A 16,509-nucleotide genomic window follows, 5' to 3' on the forward strand; every position below is an offset into this window, starting at 1 on the left:
TTCCCTCCGTTTTTCCGGACACGCGACCGTGAGCAGCCTCCCGGAGCGTCGGCCTGAGCCAGGCTGGCCCCGGGGGAAGGCCGCACTCCGGAGAAGAGGAATCCCATGAGCACGCTGCCGGTCATCGCGGCGGTCGACGGCTCGGACGACAGCCTGCGCGCCCTGGACTGGGCCGTGGACGCCGCCCGCGGGCGCGGGGCGCCCCTGCGGGTCGCGCATGTCCGGCAGTACACCGCCTGGACCCGGCCCGGCGTCCTGGCCGAGGGACCGCCCGAACCCGACGACAGCGTGCTCGACGAGGTGCGCGCCCGTCTCACGGACCTCCCCGGCGTACCGGAGACCGAGTACCTCGCCCTGGAGGGCGCGCCGGGCGCGCTGGTGCCCGAACTGGGGGCCATCGCCCAGCTGCTGGTCCTCGGCTCCCGAGGGCGCGGCGGCTTCGCCGGCCTGCTGCTCGGGTCCAACGGGATGGCCGCCGCCCGCGACGCCGAGTGCCCGGTCGTCGTCGTGCCCCGGCCCGGCCGGGAGGTCCACGGCGACCTGCCCCAGGAGCCGGGGCCCCGGGTCGTGGCCGGTCTCCAGGTCGACGGCCCCGACGACGCGACCCTCGCGTTCGCCTTCACCGAGGCCGCCCTGCGCGGCGCCCGGCTCCAGGTCGTCGCCGCCTACGCGTGGCCGCTGCCGACCTGGGCCGTCTCCGGCGAGGTCGTGACCCTGCTCGCCGACCAGGACGCCGCCGAGGCGGAGACCCGCACGCTCGCCGAGGGCCGTCTCGCCCCGCACCGCGCCCGGCACCCGGAGGTACGGGCCGAGGTGACCGTCCTCCCGGGCGACGCCGCCGGGAACCTCGTCGCCGCCTCCCGGGACGCCGAACTCGTCGTCGTCGGCCGTCACCGGCGGCGGCTGCTCGCCCCGGCCCGCATGCTGGGATCGGTGACCCACGCGGTGCTGCTGCACGCCACGAGCCCGGTGGCGGTGGTGCCCCCGGCGGCGGCTAATGGATGAGGGCCGACCCTGTCATTAGGGCCGGACGTATCATCGGGCCATGCAGGACACGATGAGCCGGGACACCCGACTCGCCCTCGACCTCGCCCTGACCGTCCGCCACGACGGCCACGGCGGCGTCGCCGACGACCTCACCACCCCCGCGGGCCTCACGGCCTGGCTCGCCGCCCACCCCGGCCTGCCCGGGACGGACGCCGACCTGAGCGCCGTACGCGAACTGCGGGCCGCCGTACGGGCCCTGTTCGCCCATGCCGTGCGGCCCGCCGCGCCCAGCCCCGCCGACGCGGCCCGCCTCATGCCCGTCCCCACCGCCCTCGACGTGCTCAACACGGCCGCCGCCCGCACCCCCACGGTCCCGGCCCTGCGCTGGCCCGAGGACACCGGCCCCGTCGTCGAGCACCGGCCCGTCCACGGCGCGCCGGACCTCACGGCCCTGCTCGCCCAGGCGGCCGTCGCGTTCCTCGCCGGACCCGACCTGCCACGCCTGCGCGCCTGCCACGCACCCCGCTGCGTGCGGTACTTCCTCAAGGACCACCCGCGCCAGGAATGGTGCACACCGTCCTGCGGGAACCGCGCCCGCGTCGCCCGCCACCACGAACGGCACAAGCAGGCACGCTGAACCACCGTCAGGCGTACGCTGAGGTGCCTGTAGGTCACGGTGCGCACCCGCTCCCCGCGTGGGTGCAATCCCGTGACAGGGGGTGCGGCATGGGGTGGCGCAGCACGCGGAGCGACCGGACACTCTTCGAACGGGAGAGTGAACTCGCCGCCGTCGACGAGGCGTTGGGTGAACTGGCCGGTCTGCGGCCGGACGGCTCGGAGATGGCCGACCGGCCGCGCGGAGCGCTGCTCGCGTTCGCCGCGCCCGCCGGACTCGGCAAGACGACCCTGCTCGCCGAGGTCCGCCGCCGGGCCGCCGCCCGCGGCTGCACCGTGCTGTCCGCCCGCGGCGGCGACCAGGAACAGCGCGTCGCCTTCCATGTCGCCCGGCAGCTCCTGCAACCCCGCCTCGCCGGCGTCCCCGAAGCCGAACTCCGTGCCCGGCTGGGCAGTTGGTACGACATCGTCGGCCCCGCCCTCGGCCTGTGCGCGCTCACCGACGGCGCGCCGCCCGACCAGCAGGGCCTGCGCGACGGCCTGGACTGGGTGCTCACCCATCTCGCCCTCCAGCAGGCCCCGATGGTTCTCACCCTCGACGACGCGCACTGGGCGGACCCCGAATCGCTGCGCTGGCTGGCCGCGTTCGCGCCCCGCGCCGAAGACCTCCCCCTGGTGGTCGTCGTCGCCTACCGGCCCGACGAACTCCCCGAACACGCCGAGGCGTTCAGGGAACTGCCCGGCCGTGCGGGCGGCCGGCCCCTTGACCTGGAACCGCTCAGCTCCGCCGCCGTCGCCCGCCTGGTGCGCGAAGCGCTCGGCGCGCACGCCGACGACACGTTCTGCCGCGAGTGCTGGGCCGTCACCACCGGCAACCCCTTCGAGACCGTCGAGCTGATCGTCAAGGTCCGCGACCGCGGCCTCAGCCCCACCGAGGCCGAGGCCCCGCTGCTGCGCGACCTCGCCGCCGCCGTCAAGGGCAGCGGACTCATCGCCCGCCTGGAACGCCTCGGGACCTCCACCGTCCGCTTCGCCTGGGCCTGCGCCGTCCTCGGCACCGAGATCCACCCCTCGCTGGCCGCCGCCGTCGCGGGCCTGGGCCACGAGGAGGCCGCCGACGCCGCCGACGCCCTGCGCGGTGCCCGCATCCTCACCGGCGCCGCCCCCCTGGAGTTCGTCCACCCGCTCATCGCCACCGCCGTCTACCGGGCCATCCCCTCCGGCGTCCGGGTCGCCCTGCACGGCCAGGCCGCCTGGTGCGTCGTCAACGACGGACAGGACCCCTCCGTCGCCGCCCGGCACCTCCTGGAGACCCACCCCGACGGCGACCCCTGGGTCGTCCAGCAGCTCCGCGCCGCCGCCGTGGAGACCCTGCGCGCCGGAGCCCCGGACGCCGCCCGCAGCTACCTCGCCCGCGCCCTGCGCGAACCCCCGCCCTTCGAGGACCGCGCCGCCGTCCTGTACGAACTGGGCAGCGCCTCCCTGCTCACGGAACCGGCGACCACGGTCAACCACCTGCGCGCCGCGCTGGAGGAACCCATCGCCGACCCCGCCCTGCGCCAGCACATCGTCTACCGGCTCTCCCAGGTCCTGGCCCACAGCGACCGCCTCGCCGAGGCCTCCGAGACCCTCGGCCGCGAGATCCCCGTCACCGGCGACGCCCGCGTCAGACTCCGCATGATCGCCGAGCAGTTCATGTGGGACGCCTTCCGCGCCGACGAACCCGACCACCCCTCCCGCTCCCGCCGCCTGACCCGGCTCGCCGACCGGCTCAGCGGACGCGACCTCACCGAGCGGTACGTCATCGGCCTGCGCACCTGGGACGCCGTCCAGCGCGGCGAACCCGCCCACGTAGCCCTCCGCCACGCCGAACGCGCCCTCGCCGGCGGGCTCGGCTGGGCCGAGGCCGACCGCGGCTTCGAGGTCCCCGTCCTTGTCGCGCTCGCCTTCATGTACGCCGATCGGCCCTGCCGCACCGAGGAGCTCTTCGCCGCCGGCATCGCCGACTTCGAGAGCCAGGGCTGGCGCGGCGGCCACCTCTCCTTCGGCTACACCCTCCTCGGCTACCTCCGCTACCGGCGCGGCCGGCTGGCCGAGGCCGAGGACTTCGCCCGCGCCGGACTCCGCCTCGCCGCCCGCGTCGGCCCCGGCACCCCCGCCCACTGGTACGCCGTCGGCAGCCTCATCGAGGTCCTCCTCGCCCGCGGCCGGGTCGCCGAGGCGGCCCGCACCGCCACCGACCACGCCTTCGGCGAGCCCTTCCCGGCCGCCGTGGTCTTCCCCGACGCCCAGACCGTGTACGGCGAGCTGCTGCTGGCCCAGGGCCGCACCGAGGACGCGGTGGCCCACCTCGCCGCCGCGGGCCGCCGCCTGGAACCGCGCGGCATCCGCAACCCGGCCTGGTGCCCCTGGCAGCTCCACCTCGCCCGCGCGGAGAGCCACGACACCCCCGACCGCGCCGTCACCACCGCCCTCGAAGCCCTCTCCCGGGCCCGCCAGTTCGGCACCCCCTCCGCGATCGGCCAGGCCCTGCGCGTCACCGCCGAGGTGTCCTCCGGCTCGGCCCGCGTCAAACACCTGGAGGAGGCCGTCGCCCACCTGGAGTGCTCCCCGGCCGCCTACGAGCTGGCGTGCGCGCTCGTCGCCCTCGGCACCGCGCTGCGCGGCACCGGACGCACCACGGAGGCCGCCGAGTACCTGTACCGGGGCCTGGAGGCCGCCGCGCAGTGCGGCGCCGACGGCCTCGTCGAAGCGGCGCGCGACGAGCTGGCCGCGGCCGGCCTGCGCCCCCGCCGCCCGCACACCGCGGAGACGGACACCCTCACCGCCCAGGAGCGCTCGGCGGCCACCCTCACGGTCGACGGACTGACGCGGACGGAGATCGCGAAACGGCTGCACACCGACGAGCGGACCGTCGTCCGGCTGCTCTCGGCGGTCTACCGGAAGATGGGCACCGACAGCACCGGGCTCGCCCAGGCCCTGGAACCGGCCTGAGCGGCCCACGCGGCACGACCTGCCACCGGGCCATTACCATGGGCGCATGTCGTTCCTCCGCCGCCGCAGCGCCACCCCCGCCGGCCCCGACTTCGATGTGCTGGCCATGGACCCGGGCGACTGGCCCGGCAACCTCGGCGCCGGTCTGCTCCCCGCACCCGACGGCACCTGCCAGGGCGTCTTCCTGCGCTACGACCTGTTCGGCGGACGCGGCCCCGCGATGATCATCGGCAACCTCCCCGAGGGCTCCCCGGCCCGTGAGCTGGGCGAGGGCGAGGTGCCCTTCGAGGTCGCGCAACTGCTGATCGCGCTGGAGAACGACGAGGAGGTCACCGTCACCGAGACCGAGGACGTCCCGGTGATGCAGGGCGACAACCTCCTCATCGTGCGCCGTCTCAAGCTCTCCGAGGGCCGGATCTCCTGCGTCCAGTTCGACCGCAGCGACAACGTCCTGGTCACCATCGCCGCCTGGGACCGCCCGATCACCGACGACCTCTACGCCCTCCTCAAGCCGCTGCCGGCGGAGCTCTTCCAGCAGGGCTGAACCGCTACCGGCCCAGCACGTCGACGTCCGCCGCCCGGACGAACGCCACCCGGTGACCGAACTGGATCTCGTAGTACCGGTCCTGGCCCACCACGACCCGGTGCGAGTCCGCCGTGAAGGTGACCGCGTAGTAGTACTCGCCGGGCACCTCGTCACCGACCACGTACCGCTGCCCCGCGAGCAGCTTGTACGGCAGCGGGGACACCGACTGGACGGGCACCCCCGCCGGGTAGGCGGACGCCTCGGGGTAGGCCCGCCCGTACACCGGGACGCTCTCCGCGCCGGCCTTCGGCGTGATCACCCGGCCGCGCGCGTTCACGGCGGCCGGGGCGCTCCTCGGGTTCTCGAACCAGGCCTTCTGTCCCAGGTACCAGATCGCGGTCCAGTCGCCGTCCCGGCCGGCCACGGCGTACTGCTGACCGGTGGAGACCCGGGAGGAGAGGTCGTTCACCCCGGTCGTCGGAGTCGTGCCCAGACCGATGTCCTTGATCAGCGGGTACTCCTCGCCCGGCCCCGAGTACAGCCGCACCTCGCTGGACCCGTGCGCCGCGCACGGCTCGCCCTTGGTGACACAGCCCGTGTACTCGGGCCGGTTGGAGGCGTAGTCGGGGCGGATCGTCACCACACCGCTCTTCTTGCCCCCGGTCGCCTCGAGGGGACGGCCGAGCAGCTGGAAGTAGTGGCGCCAGTCCCAGTACGGGCCCGGGTCGGTGTGCATCCCGCCGATGGTGGACGTGGTCGGGCCCGGCACGGTGTCGTGGCCGAGGATGTGCTGCCGGTCCAGCGGGATGCCGTACTTCTTCGCCAGGTACGTCACCAGCCGCGCCGACGAGCGGTACATCGCCTCCGTGTACCAGGCGTCCGGGTTGGCCAGGAACCCCTCGTGCTCCAGACCGATCGACTTGGCGTTGACGTACCAGTTGCCCGCGTGCCAGGCCACGTCCTCGGCCTTCACGTGCTGGGCGACATGGCCGTCGGTGGAGCGCAGGGTGTACTGCCAGGACACGTACGTCGGGTCCTGCACGAGGTTGAGGACACCCGCCCAGGCGCCCTCCGTGTCGTGGATGACGATGTACTTGATGGACTGCGACGCCGGCCGGTCACCGAGGTCGTGGTTGCCGTAGTCGTCGTCGCCGAACTCCTCGTACGGCGCCGGGATCCACTCGCAGGCCAGCGACCGCGGGCACTCGGTGTCGCCGCTGCTCGTCGTCCGCGCCGTGGGGTGTACGCCGGGCTGGGCGGCGAGCGACACCAACTGCCCCTCGTCCGTGGTGCGTTCCTCGCCGCCGCGGATCACGTCGTACACGTCGTTCGCGTACGCCGCGCCCGCCGCGTCGTCCTCCGACGCCGGGAAGCGGGCCACCGCCCCGTACCAGTCCGCCGGGTCCGCGCTCAGCGGCGCGCCCAGGTCCCGCTGGGCGGCGGCCAGCAGCGCGGCGCCCCCGGTGATGTTCGCGGCCGGGTCGGTGCGCAGCCGCTCGGCGCTGATGCCGGTCAGCGCGGCGGCCTCGGGGAGTGTGGTCAGACGTGCCGGGAGCGCGGTCGGCGCCGGGACCTCCTGGCGGGGCAGCAGGGCCGCGCGGGCGCTGTCCCCGCGCGCGTCCTCCGTGCCCTCGCTGTGGTGCGGGGCCTCGGCCAGCGCGGTCCGCGCGTCCGTGAGGTGCATCGGGCCGTAGCCGCCGGTCACGCTCGGCGCCCCGGCGTGCGCGTCCCAGCGGGACTGGAGGTAGGAGACCGCCAGGAGCACGCTCTGCGGCACCTGGTACTCGGCGGCGGCCGAGGCGAACGCCCGCTGGAGGCCGCCCGCCGAGGTCTCGGCCCCCGACGGCGGGGCCGCCCCGAGCAGCGGGAGCAGCAGGGCCGCCGTGACGGCGGCCGTACGGGTACGTCTGGTGGCGGTGACTCGCAAGACAGCCTCCTGGTACGGACGGGGCCGGGCGTGCGTCAGTGGTACCGGCTTGCCGACGATCCGTCAATCATGCCCAGGAAGGCGGGAATCCCCATGTCAGCGCGGGGGTGTGGCGATCCCTTTCTGGTCCGCTTCTGGCCTGCGGGGCGTCAGTGGCTTACACCAATGGAGGGTTTCGACAGGCCCGTTCGCACATACGAAGGCCCGCGGTGCCCCGCTCTTCGGGGAGCACCGCGGACCTTCCTCCCCGTCAGCGAGTGCCGACCGCCGCGCGCACGGCCCGTCGCGCCAGCTGGCAGTCGTCGTGCAGCCGCCGCAGCAGCAGCCGCTGTTCCTCGCCGGACGGCGCAGCACCCGGATGGGCCATGCCCGGTGCCGCCGGGGTCGCGTCGTGCATCGAACGCTGCACGGCGGTCTCGTAGGTACGGATCTCACGCGTCAGGACGAGCATCAGGTTCACCAGGAAGGCGTCGCGGGAGGCCGGGCCCGCCGACTGCGCGATCTGGCTGATCTGGCGACGGGCCACCGGCGCGTCCCCGAGGACCGACCACAGCGTCGCCAGGTCGTAGCCCGGCAGGTACCAGCCCGCGTGCTCCCAGTCCACCAGCACTGGACCGGCCGGTGACAGAAGGATGTTCGAGAGCAGTGCGTCGCCGTGGCAGAACTGGCCCATGCCCTGCCGGCCCGCGGCGTGCGCGATGCCGCGCAGCAGTTTCTGGAGGTCGCCCAGGTCCCGGTCGGTGAGCAGCCCCAGCTCGTGGTAGCGGGAGATACGGGCCGCGTAGTCCAGCGGGGCGTCGAAGGTGCCCGCCGGTGGCCGCCAGGCGTTCAGCCGGCAGATCGCGCCGAGCGCCGCCCGGATGTCCGCGCGGGGCGGGGCCTCCGCCGGATGCCGGTGCAGCGCCGCCACCCGGCCGGGCATCCGCTCGATCACCAGGGTGCAGTTGTCCGGGTCCGCCGCGATCAGCCGGGGCACCCGCACGGGCGGGCGGTGCCGGACGAACGAGCGGTAGGCCGCTATCTCGTGGCGGATCCGCTCGGCCCACACGGGGGAGTGGTCCAGTAAACACTTCGCTACGGCCGTACTGCGCCCTGTCGTCCCCACCAGGAGGACGGAGCGTCCGCTGCGGCGCAGCACCTGGACCGGAGCGAACTCCGGGCAGATCCGGTGCACCGAGGCGATCGCCGTCCGCAGTTGCGCGCCCTGAGGGCCGGACAAGTCGAGTCTCCCGCTGAGCGGTTGGGTGCCTGTGCCCGGAGCCCGCCTCGCCCGGCCGGCCCCGAGCACGGCTGCCGCCGGGCGGGCGGGATCGAGATAGGGGCCGCTGCCCGCCGGGCGGGGGTACAGCGACCGGGGCGGGGCGGACACGGAGGACGATGCTGCGTACATGGGCGAGACAGATCCCTTCGTGTGCCTGCACTGCATGTCTGCGCAAGTGCGCCGCCCGGCCCGGTCTCCCGGGTGCACCCTGGGGAATGCACCCGGCATGTTCCGCTGGAGACCGGGTCGGGGTGGCGCGTTCCTACCTGACACCCGTTGAGCACTGGCACACCATCTGGCGCACCCTGGCGAACCCTGGCGAATAGTCGCCCGGCACCTCCCACCGGGCTACTGTCAACTCAGCCGAGAACCTGGGGGCTTGACGTGAGCGGACAACCCAACACCCGTCTGTCGGACCTGTTCGGCCTCGCCGGCTGGTCCAAGGGCGAACTCGCGCGGCTGGTCAACCGGCAGGCGGCGGCCATGGGCCACCCCCAGCTCTCGACCGACACCTCGCGGGTGCGGCGTTGGATCGACACGGGAGAGATCCCGCGCGATCCGGTGCCGCGGGTGCTGGCGGCTCTGTTCACCGAGCGTCTCGGCCGTGTCGTGACCATCGAGGACCTCGGTCTGGTCCGGCACGGGCGCGCGGGGAAACGGCAGAGCGACGGGAATGCGGAACATCCCGACGGTGTGCCGTGGGCGCCCGAGCGGACGGCTGCGGTCCTCACCGAATTCACGGGAATGGACCTCATGCTCAACCGACGCGGCTTGGTGGGCGCGGGTGCCGCGCTCGCCGCGGGATCCGCACTCAGCAGCGCCATGCACGACTGGCTCCACACAGATCCGGCCCTCATGGCCGACGCCCCCCGTTTCGACGATCCCCTGCACGCCGACCCCGCTGGGTTCGACCGCTACGAGGCCGCCCCCATCGGGTCGCAGGAGATCGAGGAACTGGAGCGTTCGGTCGAGGTGTTCCGGGCGTGGGACGCGGCCCGCGGCGGCGGGCTCCAGCGCAAAGCGGTCGTGGGCCAGCTCAACGAGGTGGGCGGCATGCTCGCCTACCGTCACCCCGAACATCTCCAGCGGCGCCTGTGGGGCGTCGCTGCCAACCTCGCCGTGCTCGCGGGCTGGATGTCACACGACGTCGGGCTCGAACCCACGGCCCAGAAGTACTTCGTCATCGCCGCCCACGCGGCCCGAGAGGGCGGCGACCGGCCCCGCGCCGGGGAGGCGCTCTCCCGAGCGGCTCGCCAGATGGTGCACCTGGGCCGGCCCGACGACGCACTCGACCTGATGAAACTCGCCCAGGGAGGCTCGGGCGAGCAGGTCCTGCCGCGCACCATGGCCATGTTCCACACCATCGAGGCCTGGGCACAGGCGTCGATGGGCAAGGGGCAGGCCATGCGCCGCACGCTGGGACGGGCGGAGGACCTCTTCGTCTCCGACCGCAGCGACGTACCGTCCCCGAGCTGGATGCAGACCTTCAAGGACGAGGATCTGTACGGCATGCAGGCACTGGCCTACCGGACTCTGGCCGAGTTCGAGCCGGGCGCGGCGGCGCACGCCCAGCACTACGCGGAGAAGGCCCTGGCCCTGCGCGTGGACGGCCGGGAACGGTCGAAGATCTTCGACCATCTCTCCATGGCGTCCGCCTGCTTCATCGCGGACGACCCGGAACAGGCCGCGAGCTACGCCAGGCTGGCCCTGGTGTCGATGGGGTCGAACTCCTCGGGCCGTACCTGGGACCGGCTGCGCCAGATGTACCGGCTCACCGCCGAGTACTCCAGCTACCCGAAGATCCATGAGCTGAGGGAGGAGATCAAACTCGCACTGCCGAAGGTGAAGGGCGGCAACAGCGCACGGACATAGGGGGTTCGTGCGCCGGTCCTACCGAGCACCGGCATCGAGCGGCTGCGCTCAGTGCGTCACCTTTGCGATGAGCACACAGGCGTCGCTGTGACGCTCGGTGCTGTCGAACTCCTCCACGACCAGCCGTACGCAGTCCTGTGCGGTGTCCGCCGCGGCGAAGCGCGGTGCCAGGTCCAGGAGGCGGTCCACGGTCTCGCCACCGCTGTCGCCGGGTGTCAGTCCGTCGGTGTGCAGCAGGAGCAGGTCGCCGGCTTCGAGGGTCGTCTCGGCCTGCCCGTAGGCGGCGCCCGTGGTCGCGCCGAGCAGGACGCCGTCCGGTGCGGTCAGCCCGCGCCCCGTCCCGTCGCGGAACAGCAGCGGGGCGGGGTGTCCGGCCTGCGCCCAGGCGAGGGTGCGGGTCGCGGGCCGGTAGCGGCAGCAGACGGCGCTGCCGAGCGCCGGTTGCACGGTCGCGTCGAGCAACTGGTTCAGCCAGGTCAGCAGTTGTCCCGGCTGGGTGCCGGCCATCGCCATGCCGCGCACGGCACCGAGCAGGGTCGCCATGCCGGACGTCACGGCGACCCCGTGCCCGGTGAGGTCACCGACGGACAACAGCATGTCCCCGTCGGTGAGTTCGAGCGCGTCGTACCAGTCGCCTCCGATCGGCGCGCTCGTCGTGGAGGGCAGCCGGTGGGCCGCCAGGTCCAGGGTCTGCGGGCCGGTGCGCGGGAGGCGCAGGGAGCCGCGCCACGGCGGCAGCACGGCTTCCTGGAGCTCGACCGCGAGCCGGTGCTCGGTCTGCGCGCGGTGCCGGTGGCGCTGGAGCGAGTCACGGGTCTCGCTCACCACCCGCTGGCTGCGGCGCAGTTCGCTGACATCGCGGAGCACGGCCCACATCGAGGCGGTGGTGCCGTCGGTGTCGAGCACGGGTTCGCCCATCATGTGGACGGTGCGCAGGGCGCCGTCGGGGCGCACCACGCGGAACTCGCCGTCTATCGGCTTCGCGTCGACCAGGCAACTGGTCACCATCGAGGTCAGCCTGGGCCGGTCCTCGTCATGGACCAGCGCGGGCAGTTCGTCGAGGGTGAGCGGAGCGGTGGAGGGGTCACGGCCGAGGATCCGGTAGAGCTCTCCGGACCAGCTCGCCTCGTCCGTCAGCAGGTTCCATTCGGCGCTGCCCACCCGGCTGAGCAGCGAGCCGTGCCGGGGAGCGGTCGGCGCGGCCTGTGCGGAGAGAGCCGGCCGGGCGGCCGCGGGCGCTGGTGGGCCGTCCCGCAACTGTGCCAAGTGTGCGTCGAGGTCGGTGAGTTGATGCAGCGCCAGGTCGTACAGTGCGCGCTGCCAGCGTCCTTGGGGGTCCGAACCGTCGTCCTGGGCGTCCCGCCGTACGGCGTCCACGTCACCCTTGAGCCGTCGCGTCTGCGATATCAACGCGTCGACCGGACCGCGCCCCGGTGGAGGAGCGGCCGGGTGGTCCGCGGAGAGATGGGACGGCATGACGCACTCCGATGCGGGGAGGATACGGCCAAGGCGGACGGAGGGACCGTTACGACTGTTGCACAGCGCGCCACGCCCTGTAAGGGATTTGGCAACACACGATCCGGTGGTGCTTCCGGCATATGCCACAGTCTCCACGGAGAGGCCCGGCCGTGTGATTGACGTACCGCGCCGGACCGGTCAAGTCGTAGTGGACGTACGCGAGTTGGCGGAGGGGTGGGCTATTTCGCCGCCGATTCATTTGTGTGTTCGACGCCCTTTTGTTCGCTCTGGAGCGGCACGCCTGGTGGCGCCCGATCCCCGATTCGAATCTCCCGCTCCCAAGTGACGCAGGTCACATAAATTGATGTGCGCTCTCGCGTAATGCAGAAGGCATCCACGAGGTCCTAAAGGAGTCGGCGAAAACGGCCGGCCACCGACCACAGGGGGAACGATCATGGACATCAGCGTCGAGCAGCGTGCCCAGGGGCGTCTGATCACGGCCGAGGAACGGGAGCTGCCCGTCACGGCGACCTTCCGCTACACCTCGGCCGACCCGCTCGCCGTGCACATCGACTTCCCGTCCGAGATCTCCCTGGACGGCGACGTCGTCACCTGGACGTTCGCCCGGAGCCTGCTGGAGGCGGGGGTGCGCGGGCCGGCGGGGGCAGGGGACGTGCACCTGTGGCCCTGCGGACAGGCCCGCACGGTCGTGGAACTCCACTCGCCGTACGGGCTCGCCCTCCTCCAGTTCGACACCGACGCGCTGGGGCGCTTCCTGCTGCGCAGCTACGCGGTCGTGGCCGCCGGCGAGGAGGACCTCGGCGACGCCGTCGACCAGGGGCTCAGCGCGCTGTTCGGCACCGTCTGACCAGGGCCGCGGGCGGCTCGGGCCGTCAGTACCGCAGCACTCCGGCGATGCCCGCCGCGTCGCCGAGCGCGCCGTCCGGTACGAAACGGACGTCCGCGCCGGTCTCCAGGCACTGTTCGACGATCTCGTCCACGATGTCCTCGCGTGCGTCGAGATCGCCGCTCAGGGCCGGGACCAGATGGTCGCCGCCGTCGTCGCGGACGGTCACCCGGTAGTTCTCCTCGACCGCCAGCAGCCGGACCCGACCGTCGCGAGCGTTCTGCCACAGCTCGTCGACGCCCGCCGCGTAGGCTCGCCGGCCGCGCGCCGCCTCCAGCTCCCGGGCCACGGTCGCGGCGTCCTTGCGGGTCTCCGCCTCCAGCAGGGGCCGCACCGCCTGCCAGACCGCGTCCGGGGTGCCGTGCGCGAGGCCGCCGTGCGGGACGTGGACCGCGTCCCCGGTCACGCCGCCGATCTCCTCCAGCAGGGACAGGGCCGCCTGTTCGCCGGTGACGTACAGCGGCCGGGGCGCCTCGCGCAGCAGCCGGGCCATCGCGGCGTCGGCGTCGCGCAGGAAGTGCCGGGTGCCCTCGTCGCGGAAGGTGCTCGGGACGTCGCCGATGCGCTCCTGGCGCTCCGCGTCGAAGTTCTCGCGGTGGTCCCGGGTGAAGGGGAACCCGGCGAGCCGCTCCTCGGCGACCCGGTCCACGCCGCCGTTCCAGAGCGTGGCGCGGTCGGGGGAGACCGACAGGACCCAGAAGGGCCGCTCGGCGGCCTGCGCGGAGACCAGGTTGCGGGTGAGGAAGGTGTCCGACAGGACGACACGTTCGGGCACCGCGCGGGCCAGCGACCACACCTGGTGCTCGCCGGGGGCGGCGAAGATGACCAGGCCGTCCTCGGCGTGCGCCAGGTCGACCTCGGTGAGTGCCTCGTCGAGCTGTCTGGCGACGTCGGCGCGCCGCTCACGGGGGACGGCCGGATCGGCCTCCAGCTGCTTCTTCGCCTCGGCCACGACATTGCGCAGCCGGACCGGGTCCTGTGCGTTGTCCGGCTCCCGGCGGTGTGTCGGAGTCAGCACGGACACGGCCGGATAGGGGCGCGGGCGGCGCAGCTCGGCAAGGGTCGAGGGACTGAGTGCGTGCTCCATACGAGCACGATAGGACCGTTTCGCCGAGAGGGCATTAGGGGCAATCGGCGCATCTCGACAGGCTCACCAGATCGGGCATTCGGGGCAATTCGCTGTTAGCGTCGCAGCAGTCTCCGGACGACGCTCCCCCTGTCGCGGGACCCCGACGTCCCCTCGCCCTAGGACGCCCATGACCCAGGCCGACCCGCAGACCGCGACGCCCGCCGCCGCGAAACTCACCCTGCCGACGCTCACCACCATGGTTGTCGGCTCGATGGTCGGCGCGGGTGTCTTCTCGCTGCCCCGCAGGTTCGCCCAGGAGACCGGGGTCGCCGGGGCCCTGATCGCGTGGGCCGTGGCGGGCACCGGCATGCTGATGCTGGCGTTCGTCTTCCAGCGCCTCGCCGTGCGCCGCCCCGACCTGGACGCGGGCGTGTACGCGTACGCCAAGGCCGGGTTCGGCGAGTACCTCGGCTTCTTCTCGGCGTTCGGCTACTGGGCCAGCGCCTGCGTCGGCAACGTCACGTACTGGGTGCTGATCATGTCGACGATCGGGGCGATCGCCCCCGCGCTCGGCGACGGCGACACGGTCCTCGCGGTGGTGCTCTCCTCGGTCGGGCTGTGGCTGTTCTTCGCGCTCATCAGCCGGGGCGTCAAGGAGGCGGCGGCGATCAACCGGATCGTCACGGTCGCCAAGGTCGTGCCGATCATCGTCTTCGTGATCCTCGCGCTCTTCTACCTCAAGCCGGCCGTCTTCGCCGACAACTTCGGCGGCGCCGACTACGCGGGCTCACTGTTCAACCAGGTCAGGGGCACCATGCTGGCCACGGTGTTCGTGTTCCTCGGCGTCGAGGGCGCCAGCGTCTACTCCCGGCACGCCAAGCGGCGCGAGGACGTGGGCCGCGCGACCCTCCTCGGCTTCGTGAGCGTCTTCGCGATCTTCGCGTCGGTGACGATCGTGTCGTACGGCCTGATGCCGATGGAGGAGATCGCCGAGCTGCGCCAGCCCTCCATGGCCGGGGTGCTGGAGCACGCGGTCGGCACCTGGGGCCAGGTCTTCGTCAGCGTCGGACTGATCGTCTCCGTCCTCGGCGCCTATCTCGCCTGGACGCTGATGGCGGCCGAGGTGCTCTACGTGGCCGCCAAGGACGACGACATGCCGCGCTTCCTCAAGCGGGCCACGGCAGCCGACGTGCCCGTGCCCGCGCTGGTGATGTCCACGGTGCTCAGCCAGATCGTCCTCGTCGTCACCCTGTTCTCCGACGACGCCTTCAACTTCGCCCTCGACCTGACCAGTTCACTGACCCTGATCCCCTTCCTGCTCGCCGCGGCCTTCGCCGTGAAGTCCGGACGGGGCGGCCCGCGCGGCCAGTTGCTGATCGCCCTGGTCGCCACGCTCTACACGGCGTTCCTCATCTACGCGGCCGGACTGAAGTTCGTCCTCGTCTCCTTCATCATCTACGCCCCCGCCACCGTGCTGTTCGTGATGGCGCGCAGGGAGCAGGGCCGACGGCTCTTCTCGGCGCGCGAACTCGTCATCCTCGCCGTGTCGGTCGCCGGCGCGGTCCTCGGCATCGTGGCCCTGGCCCTCGGCTGGATCAGCCTGTGACGTCCCGGAAGGTGCACCGTGACCAGTAGCCAAGACCCCCGCCCCGCGTACGGCGTCCACTCCGAGGTCGGCAGACTGCGCAAGGTCCTCGTCTGCGCCCCCGGGCTCGCCCACCGCAGGCTCACCCCGACCAACTCCGACGACCTGCTCTTCGACGACGTCATGTGGGTGGAGAACGCCCAGCGCGACCACGCCGACTTCGTCAACAAGCTCCGTGAACGGGACGTCGACGTCGTCGAGTTGCACGACCTGCTCGCGCAGACGATGGCGGTGCCGGGCGCCCGGGACTGGCTCCTCGACCGGAAGATCGTCGCCAACGAGGTCGGGCTCGGCCTCGTCGACTCCACGCGCGCCTACCTGGAGTCCCTGGAGACGGACCGCCTCGCCAAGTACCTGATCGGCGGACTGGCCACCACCGACCTGCCCGAGGACCACCGCACCGGCTACCTCTCGCTCGCCCGCGAGTCGACCGGGGTGCGCGAGTACCTGATGCCGCCGCTGCCCAACACCCTCTACACCCGGGACACCACCTGCTGGCTGTACGGCGGCGTCACCCTCAACCCGCTGTACTGGCCCGCCCGGCACGACGAGACCCTGCTGATGAAGGCCGTCTACCGCTTCCACCCCGACTTCGCGGGCTCCACGGTGTGGTGGGGCGACCCCGAACTCGACTGGGGCCAGGCCACGTTCGAGGGCGGCGACATCATGCCCGTCGGCAACGGCGTCGTCCTCATGGGCATGAGCGAACGCACCTCACGGCAGGCGATCACCCAGGTGGCCGAGGCGCTGTTCCGCAACGGGGCCGCCGAGCACGTCGTCGTCGCCGGCATGCCCAGGCTGCGCTCCGCGATGCACCTCGACACGGTGTTCACCTTCGCCGACCGCGACCTCGTCACCCTCTACCCGACCATCATGGACGGCGTCCACACCTTCTCCCTGCGCCCCAGCGACAAGGCGCCCGGCGTCGAACTCACCGACGAGGGCTCGACCCCCTTCGTGGACGTCGTCGCCAAGGCGCTGGGGCTGCCGGAGCTGCGGGTCGTGGAGACCGGCGGCGACGTCTACGCCTCCGAACGCCAGCAGTGGGACAGCGGGAACAACGCGGTCGCCCTGGAACCGGGCGTGGTGTTCACCTACGACCGCAACACCCAGACCAACACACTGCTCCGCAAGGCGGGCGTCGAGGTCGTCACCATCGTCGGCGCGGAACTGGGCCGCGGGCGGGGCGGCGGCCACTGCATGACGTGCCCGATCGTCCGGGACCCGGTCGACTTCTGAACGCCCCCG

Annotated in this window: 12 protein-coding genes; 8 read left to right on the forward strand and 4 right to left on the reverse strand. The window is 72.8% G+C overall.

The features are described from left to right. The first annotated feature begins 105 nt into the window (after positions 1-105). From ACIPSE_RS30940 to ACIPSE_RS30955, 4 genes are all read left to right on the forward strand, one after another. Positions 106-1,005 carry a universal stress protein gene (locus ACIPSE_RS30940; protein ID WP_401668893.1) on the forward strand — a complete coding sequence of 300 codons (900 nt, stop codon included), beginning with the start codon at positions 106-108 and terminating at the stop codon, positions 1,003-1,005. Positions 1,006-1,045: 40 nt separating this feature from the next. Next, positions 1,046-1,624, forward strand: a complete 579-nt coding sequence (locus ACIPSE_RS30945; protein ID WP_401668896.1) for a CGNR zinc finger domain-containing protein — start codon at positions 1,046-1,048, stop codon at positions 1,622-1,624. Positions 1,625-1,713: 89 nt separating this feature from the next. Beyond that, a complete protein-coding gene (locus tag ACIPSE_RS30950) occupies positions 1,714-4,596 on the forward strand; it encodes an ATP-binding protein (protein WP_401668898.1) in 2,883 nt (960 codons plus the stop codon). Between the two features lie 46 nt (positions 4,597-4,642). Further along, on the forward strand, positions 4,643-5,140 hold the full coding sequence (locus ACIPSE_RS30955; protein WP_401668900.1) for a hypothetical protein: 498 nt from the start codon (positions 4,643-4,645) through the stop codon (positions 5,138-5,140). Between the two features lie 4 nt (positions 5,141-5,144). Here ACIPSE_RS30955 and ACIPSE_RS30960 read toward each other — a convergent pair whose 3' ends face one another. Further along, the gene (locus ACIPSE_RS30960; protein WP_401668903.1) at positions 5,145-7,049 is read right to left on the reverse strand and encodes an N-acetylmuramoyl-L-alanine amidase; all 1,905 of its coding nucleotides are present in this window, start codon (positions 7,047-7,049) and stop codon (positions 5,145-5,147) included. Between the two features lie 250 nt (positions 7,050-7,299). Beyond that, positions 7,300-8,439: an aminoglycoside phosphotransferase family protein gene (locus ACIPSE_RS30965; RefSeq protein WP_401668905.1), complete on the reverse strand. Its 1,140-nt coding sequence runs from the start codon at positions 8,437-8,439 to the stop codon at positions 7,300-7,302. A 255-nt stretch (positions 8,440-8,694) separates the two neighbouring features. Here ACIPSE_RS30965 and ACIPSE_RS30970 point away from each other — a divergent pair, with 255 nt between their 5' ends. Beyond that, positions 8,695-10,182, forward strand: coding sequence for a hypothetical protein (locus ACIPSE_RS30970; protein WP_401668908.1), 1,488 nt, complete (start codon positions 8,695-8,697; stop codon positions 10,180-10,182). A gap of 48 nt (positions 10,183-10,230) precedes the next feature. On the opposite strand, the gene ACIPSE_RS30975 is transcribed toward ACIPSE_RS30970, so the two are convergent. Then, positions 10,231-11,658, reverse strand: coding sequence for a PP2C family protein-serine/threonine phosphatase (locus ACIPSE_RS30975; RefSeq protein WP_401668910.1), 1,428 nt, complete (start codon positions 11,656-11,658; stop codon positions 10,231-10,233). A gap of 436 nt (positions 11,659-12,094) precedes the next feature. Here ACIPSE_RS30975 and ACIPSE_RS30980 point away from each other — a divergent pair, with 436 nt between their 5' ends. After that, positions 12,095-12,508 (forward strand): SsgA family sporulation/cell division regulator, encoded by a 414-nt coding sequence (locus ACIPSE_RS30980; protein WP_401668912.1) that lies wholly within the window; start codon positions 12,095-12,097, stop codon positions 12,506-12,508. Between the two features lie 25 nt (positions 12,509-12,533). Here the strand turns inward: ACIPSE_RS30980 and ACIPSE_RS30985 are convergent, their stop codons facing one another. Next, the gene (locus ACIPSE_RS30985; RefSeq protein ID WP_401668915.1) at positions 12,534-13,634 is read right to left on the reverse strand and encodes a chemotaxis protein; all 1,101 of its coding nucleotides are present in this window, start codon (positions 13,632-13,634) and stop codon (positions 12,534-12,536) included. A gap of 169 nt (positions 13,635-13,803) precedes the next feature. On the opposite strand from ACIPSE_RS30985, the gene ACIPSE_RS30990 reads away from it, so the two are divergent. Together ACIPSE_RS30990 and ACIPSE_RS30995 are read left to right on the forward strand one after the other, a co-directional pair. After that, positions 13,804-15,222 (forward strand): basic amino acid/polyamine antiporter, encoded by a 1,419-nt coding sequence (locus ACIPSE_RS30990; RefSeq protein WP_401668918.1) that lies wholly within the window; start codon positions 13,804-13,806, stop codon positions 15,220-15,222. 18 nt (positions 15,223-15,240) lie between these two features. Then, positions 15,241-16,500 carry an arginine deiminase gene (locus ACIPSE_RS30995; protein ID WP_401668921.1) on the forward strand — a complete coding sequence of 420 codons (1,260 nt, stop codon included), beginning with the start codon at positions 15,241-15,243 and terminating at the stop codon, positions 16,498-16,500. Positions 16,501-16,509: the final 9 nt, after the last annotated feature.

Source organism: Streptomyces sp. NPDC090106, from assembly GCF_044747265.1.
Taxonomy (GTDB): domain Bacteria; phylum Actinomycetota; class Actinomycetes; order Streptomycetales; family Streptomycetaceae; genus Streptomyces.

What these genes read in the sequence shown, in the direction of transcription:
- ACIPSE_RS30940 (WP_401668893.1), top strand. Translation starts at nt 106, where the DNA reads ATGAGCACGCTGCCGGTCATCGCGGCGGTCGACGGCTCGGACGACAGC.
- ACIPSE_RS30945 (WP_401668896.1), top strand. Translation starts at nt 1,046, where the DNA reads ATGCAGGACACGATGAGCCGGGACACCCGACTCGCCCTCGACCTCGCC.
- ACIPSE_RS30950 (WP_401668898.1), top strand. Translation starts at nt 1,714, where the DNA reads ATGGGGTGGCGCAGCACGCGGAGCGACCGGACACTCTTCGAACGGGAG.
- ACIPSE_RS30955 (WP_401668900.1), top strand. Translation starts at nt 4,643, where the DNA reads ATGTCGTTCCTCCGCCGCCGCAGCGCCACCCCCGCCGGCCCCGACTTC.
- ACIPSE_RS30965 (WP_401668905.1), bottom strand. Translation starts at nt 8,439, where the DNA reads ATGTACGCAGCATCGTCCTCCGTGTCCGCCCCGCCCCGGTCGCTGTAC.
- ACIPSE_RS30975 (WP_401668910.1), bottom strand. Translation starts at nt 11,658, where the DNA reads ATGCCGTCCCATCTCTCCGCGGACCACCCGGCCGCTCCTCCACCGGGG.
- ACIPSE_RS30980 (WP_401668912.1), top strand. Translation starts at nt 12,095, where the DNA reads ATGGACATCAGCGTCGAGCAGCGTGCCCAGGGGCGTCTGATCACGGCC.
- ACIPSE_RS30985 (WP_401668915.1), bottom strand. Translation starts at nt 13,634, where the DNA reads ATGGAGCACGCACTCAGTCCCTCGACCCTTGCCGAGCTGCGCCGCCCG.
- ACIPSE_RS30990 (WP_401668918.1), top strand. Translation starts at nt 13,804, where the DNA reads ATGACCCAGGCCGACCCGCAGACCGCGACGCCCGCCGCCGCGAAACTC.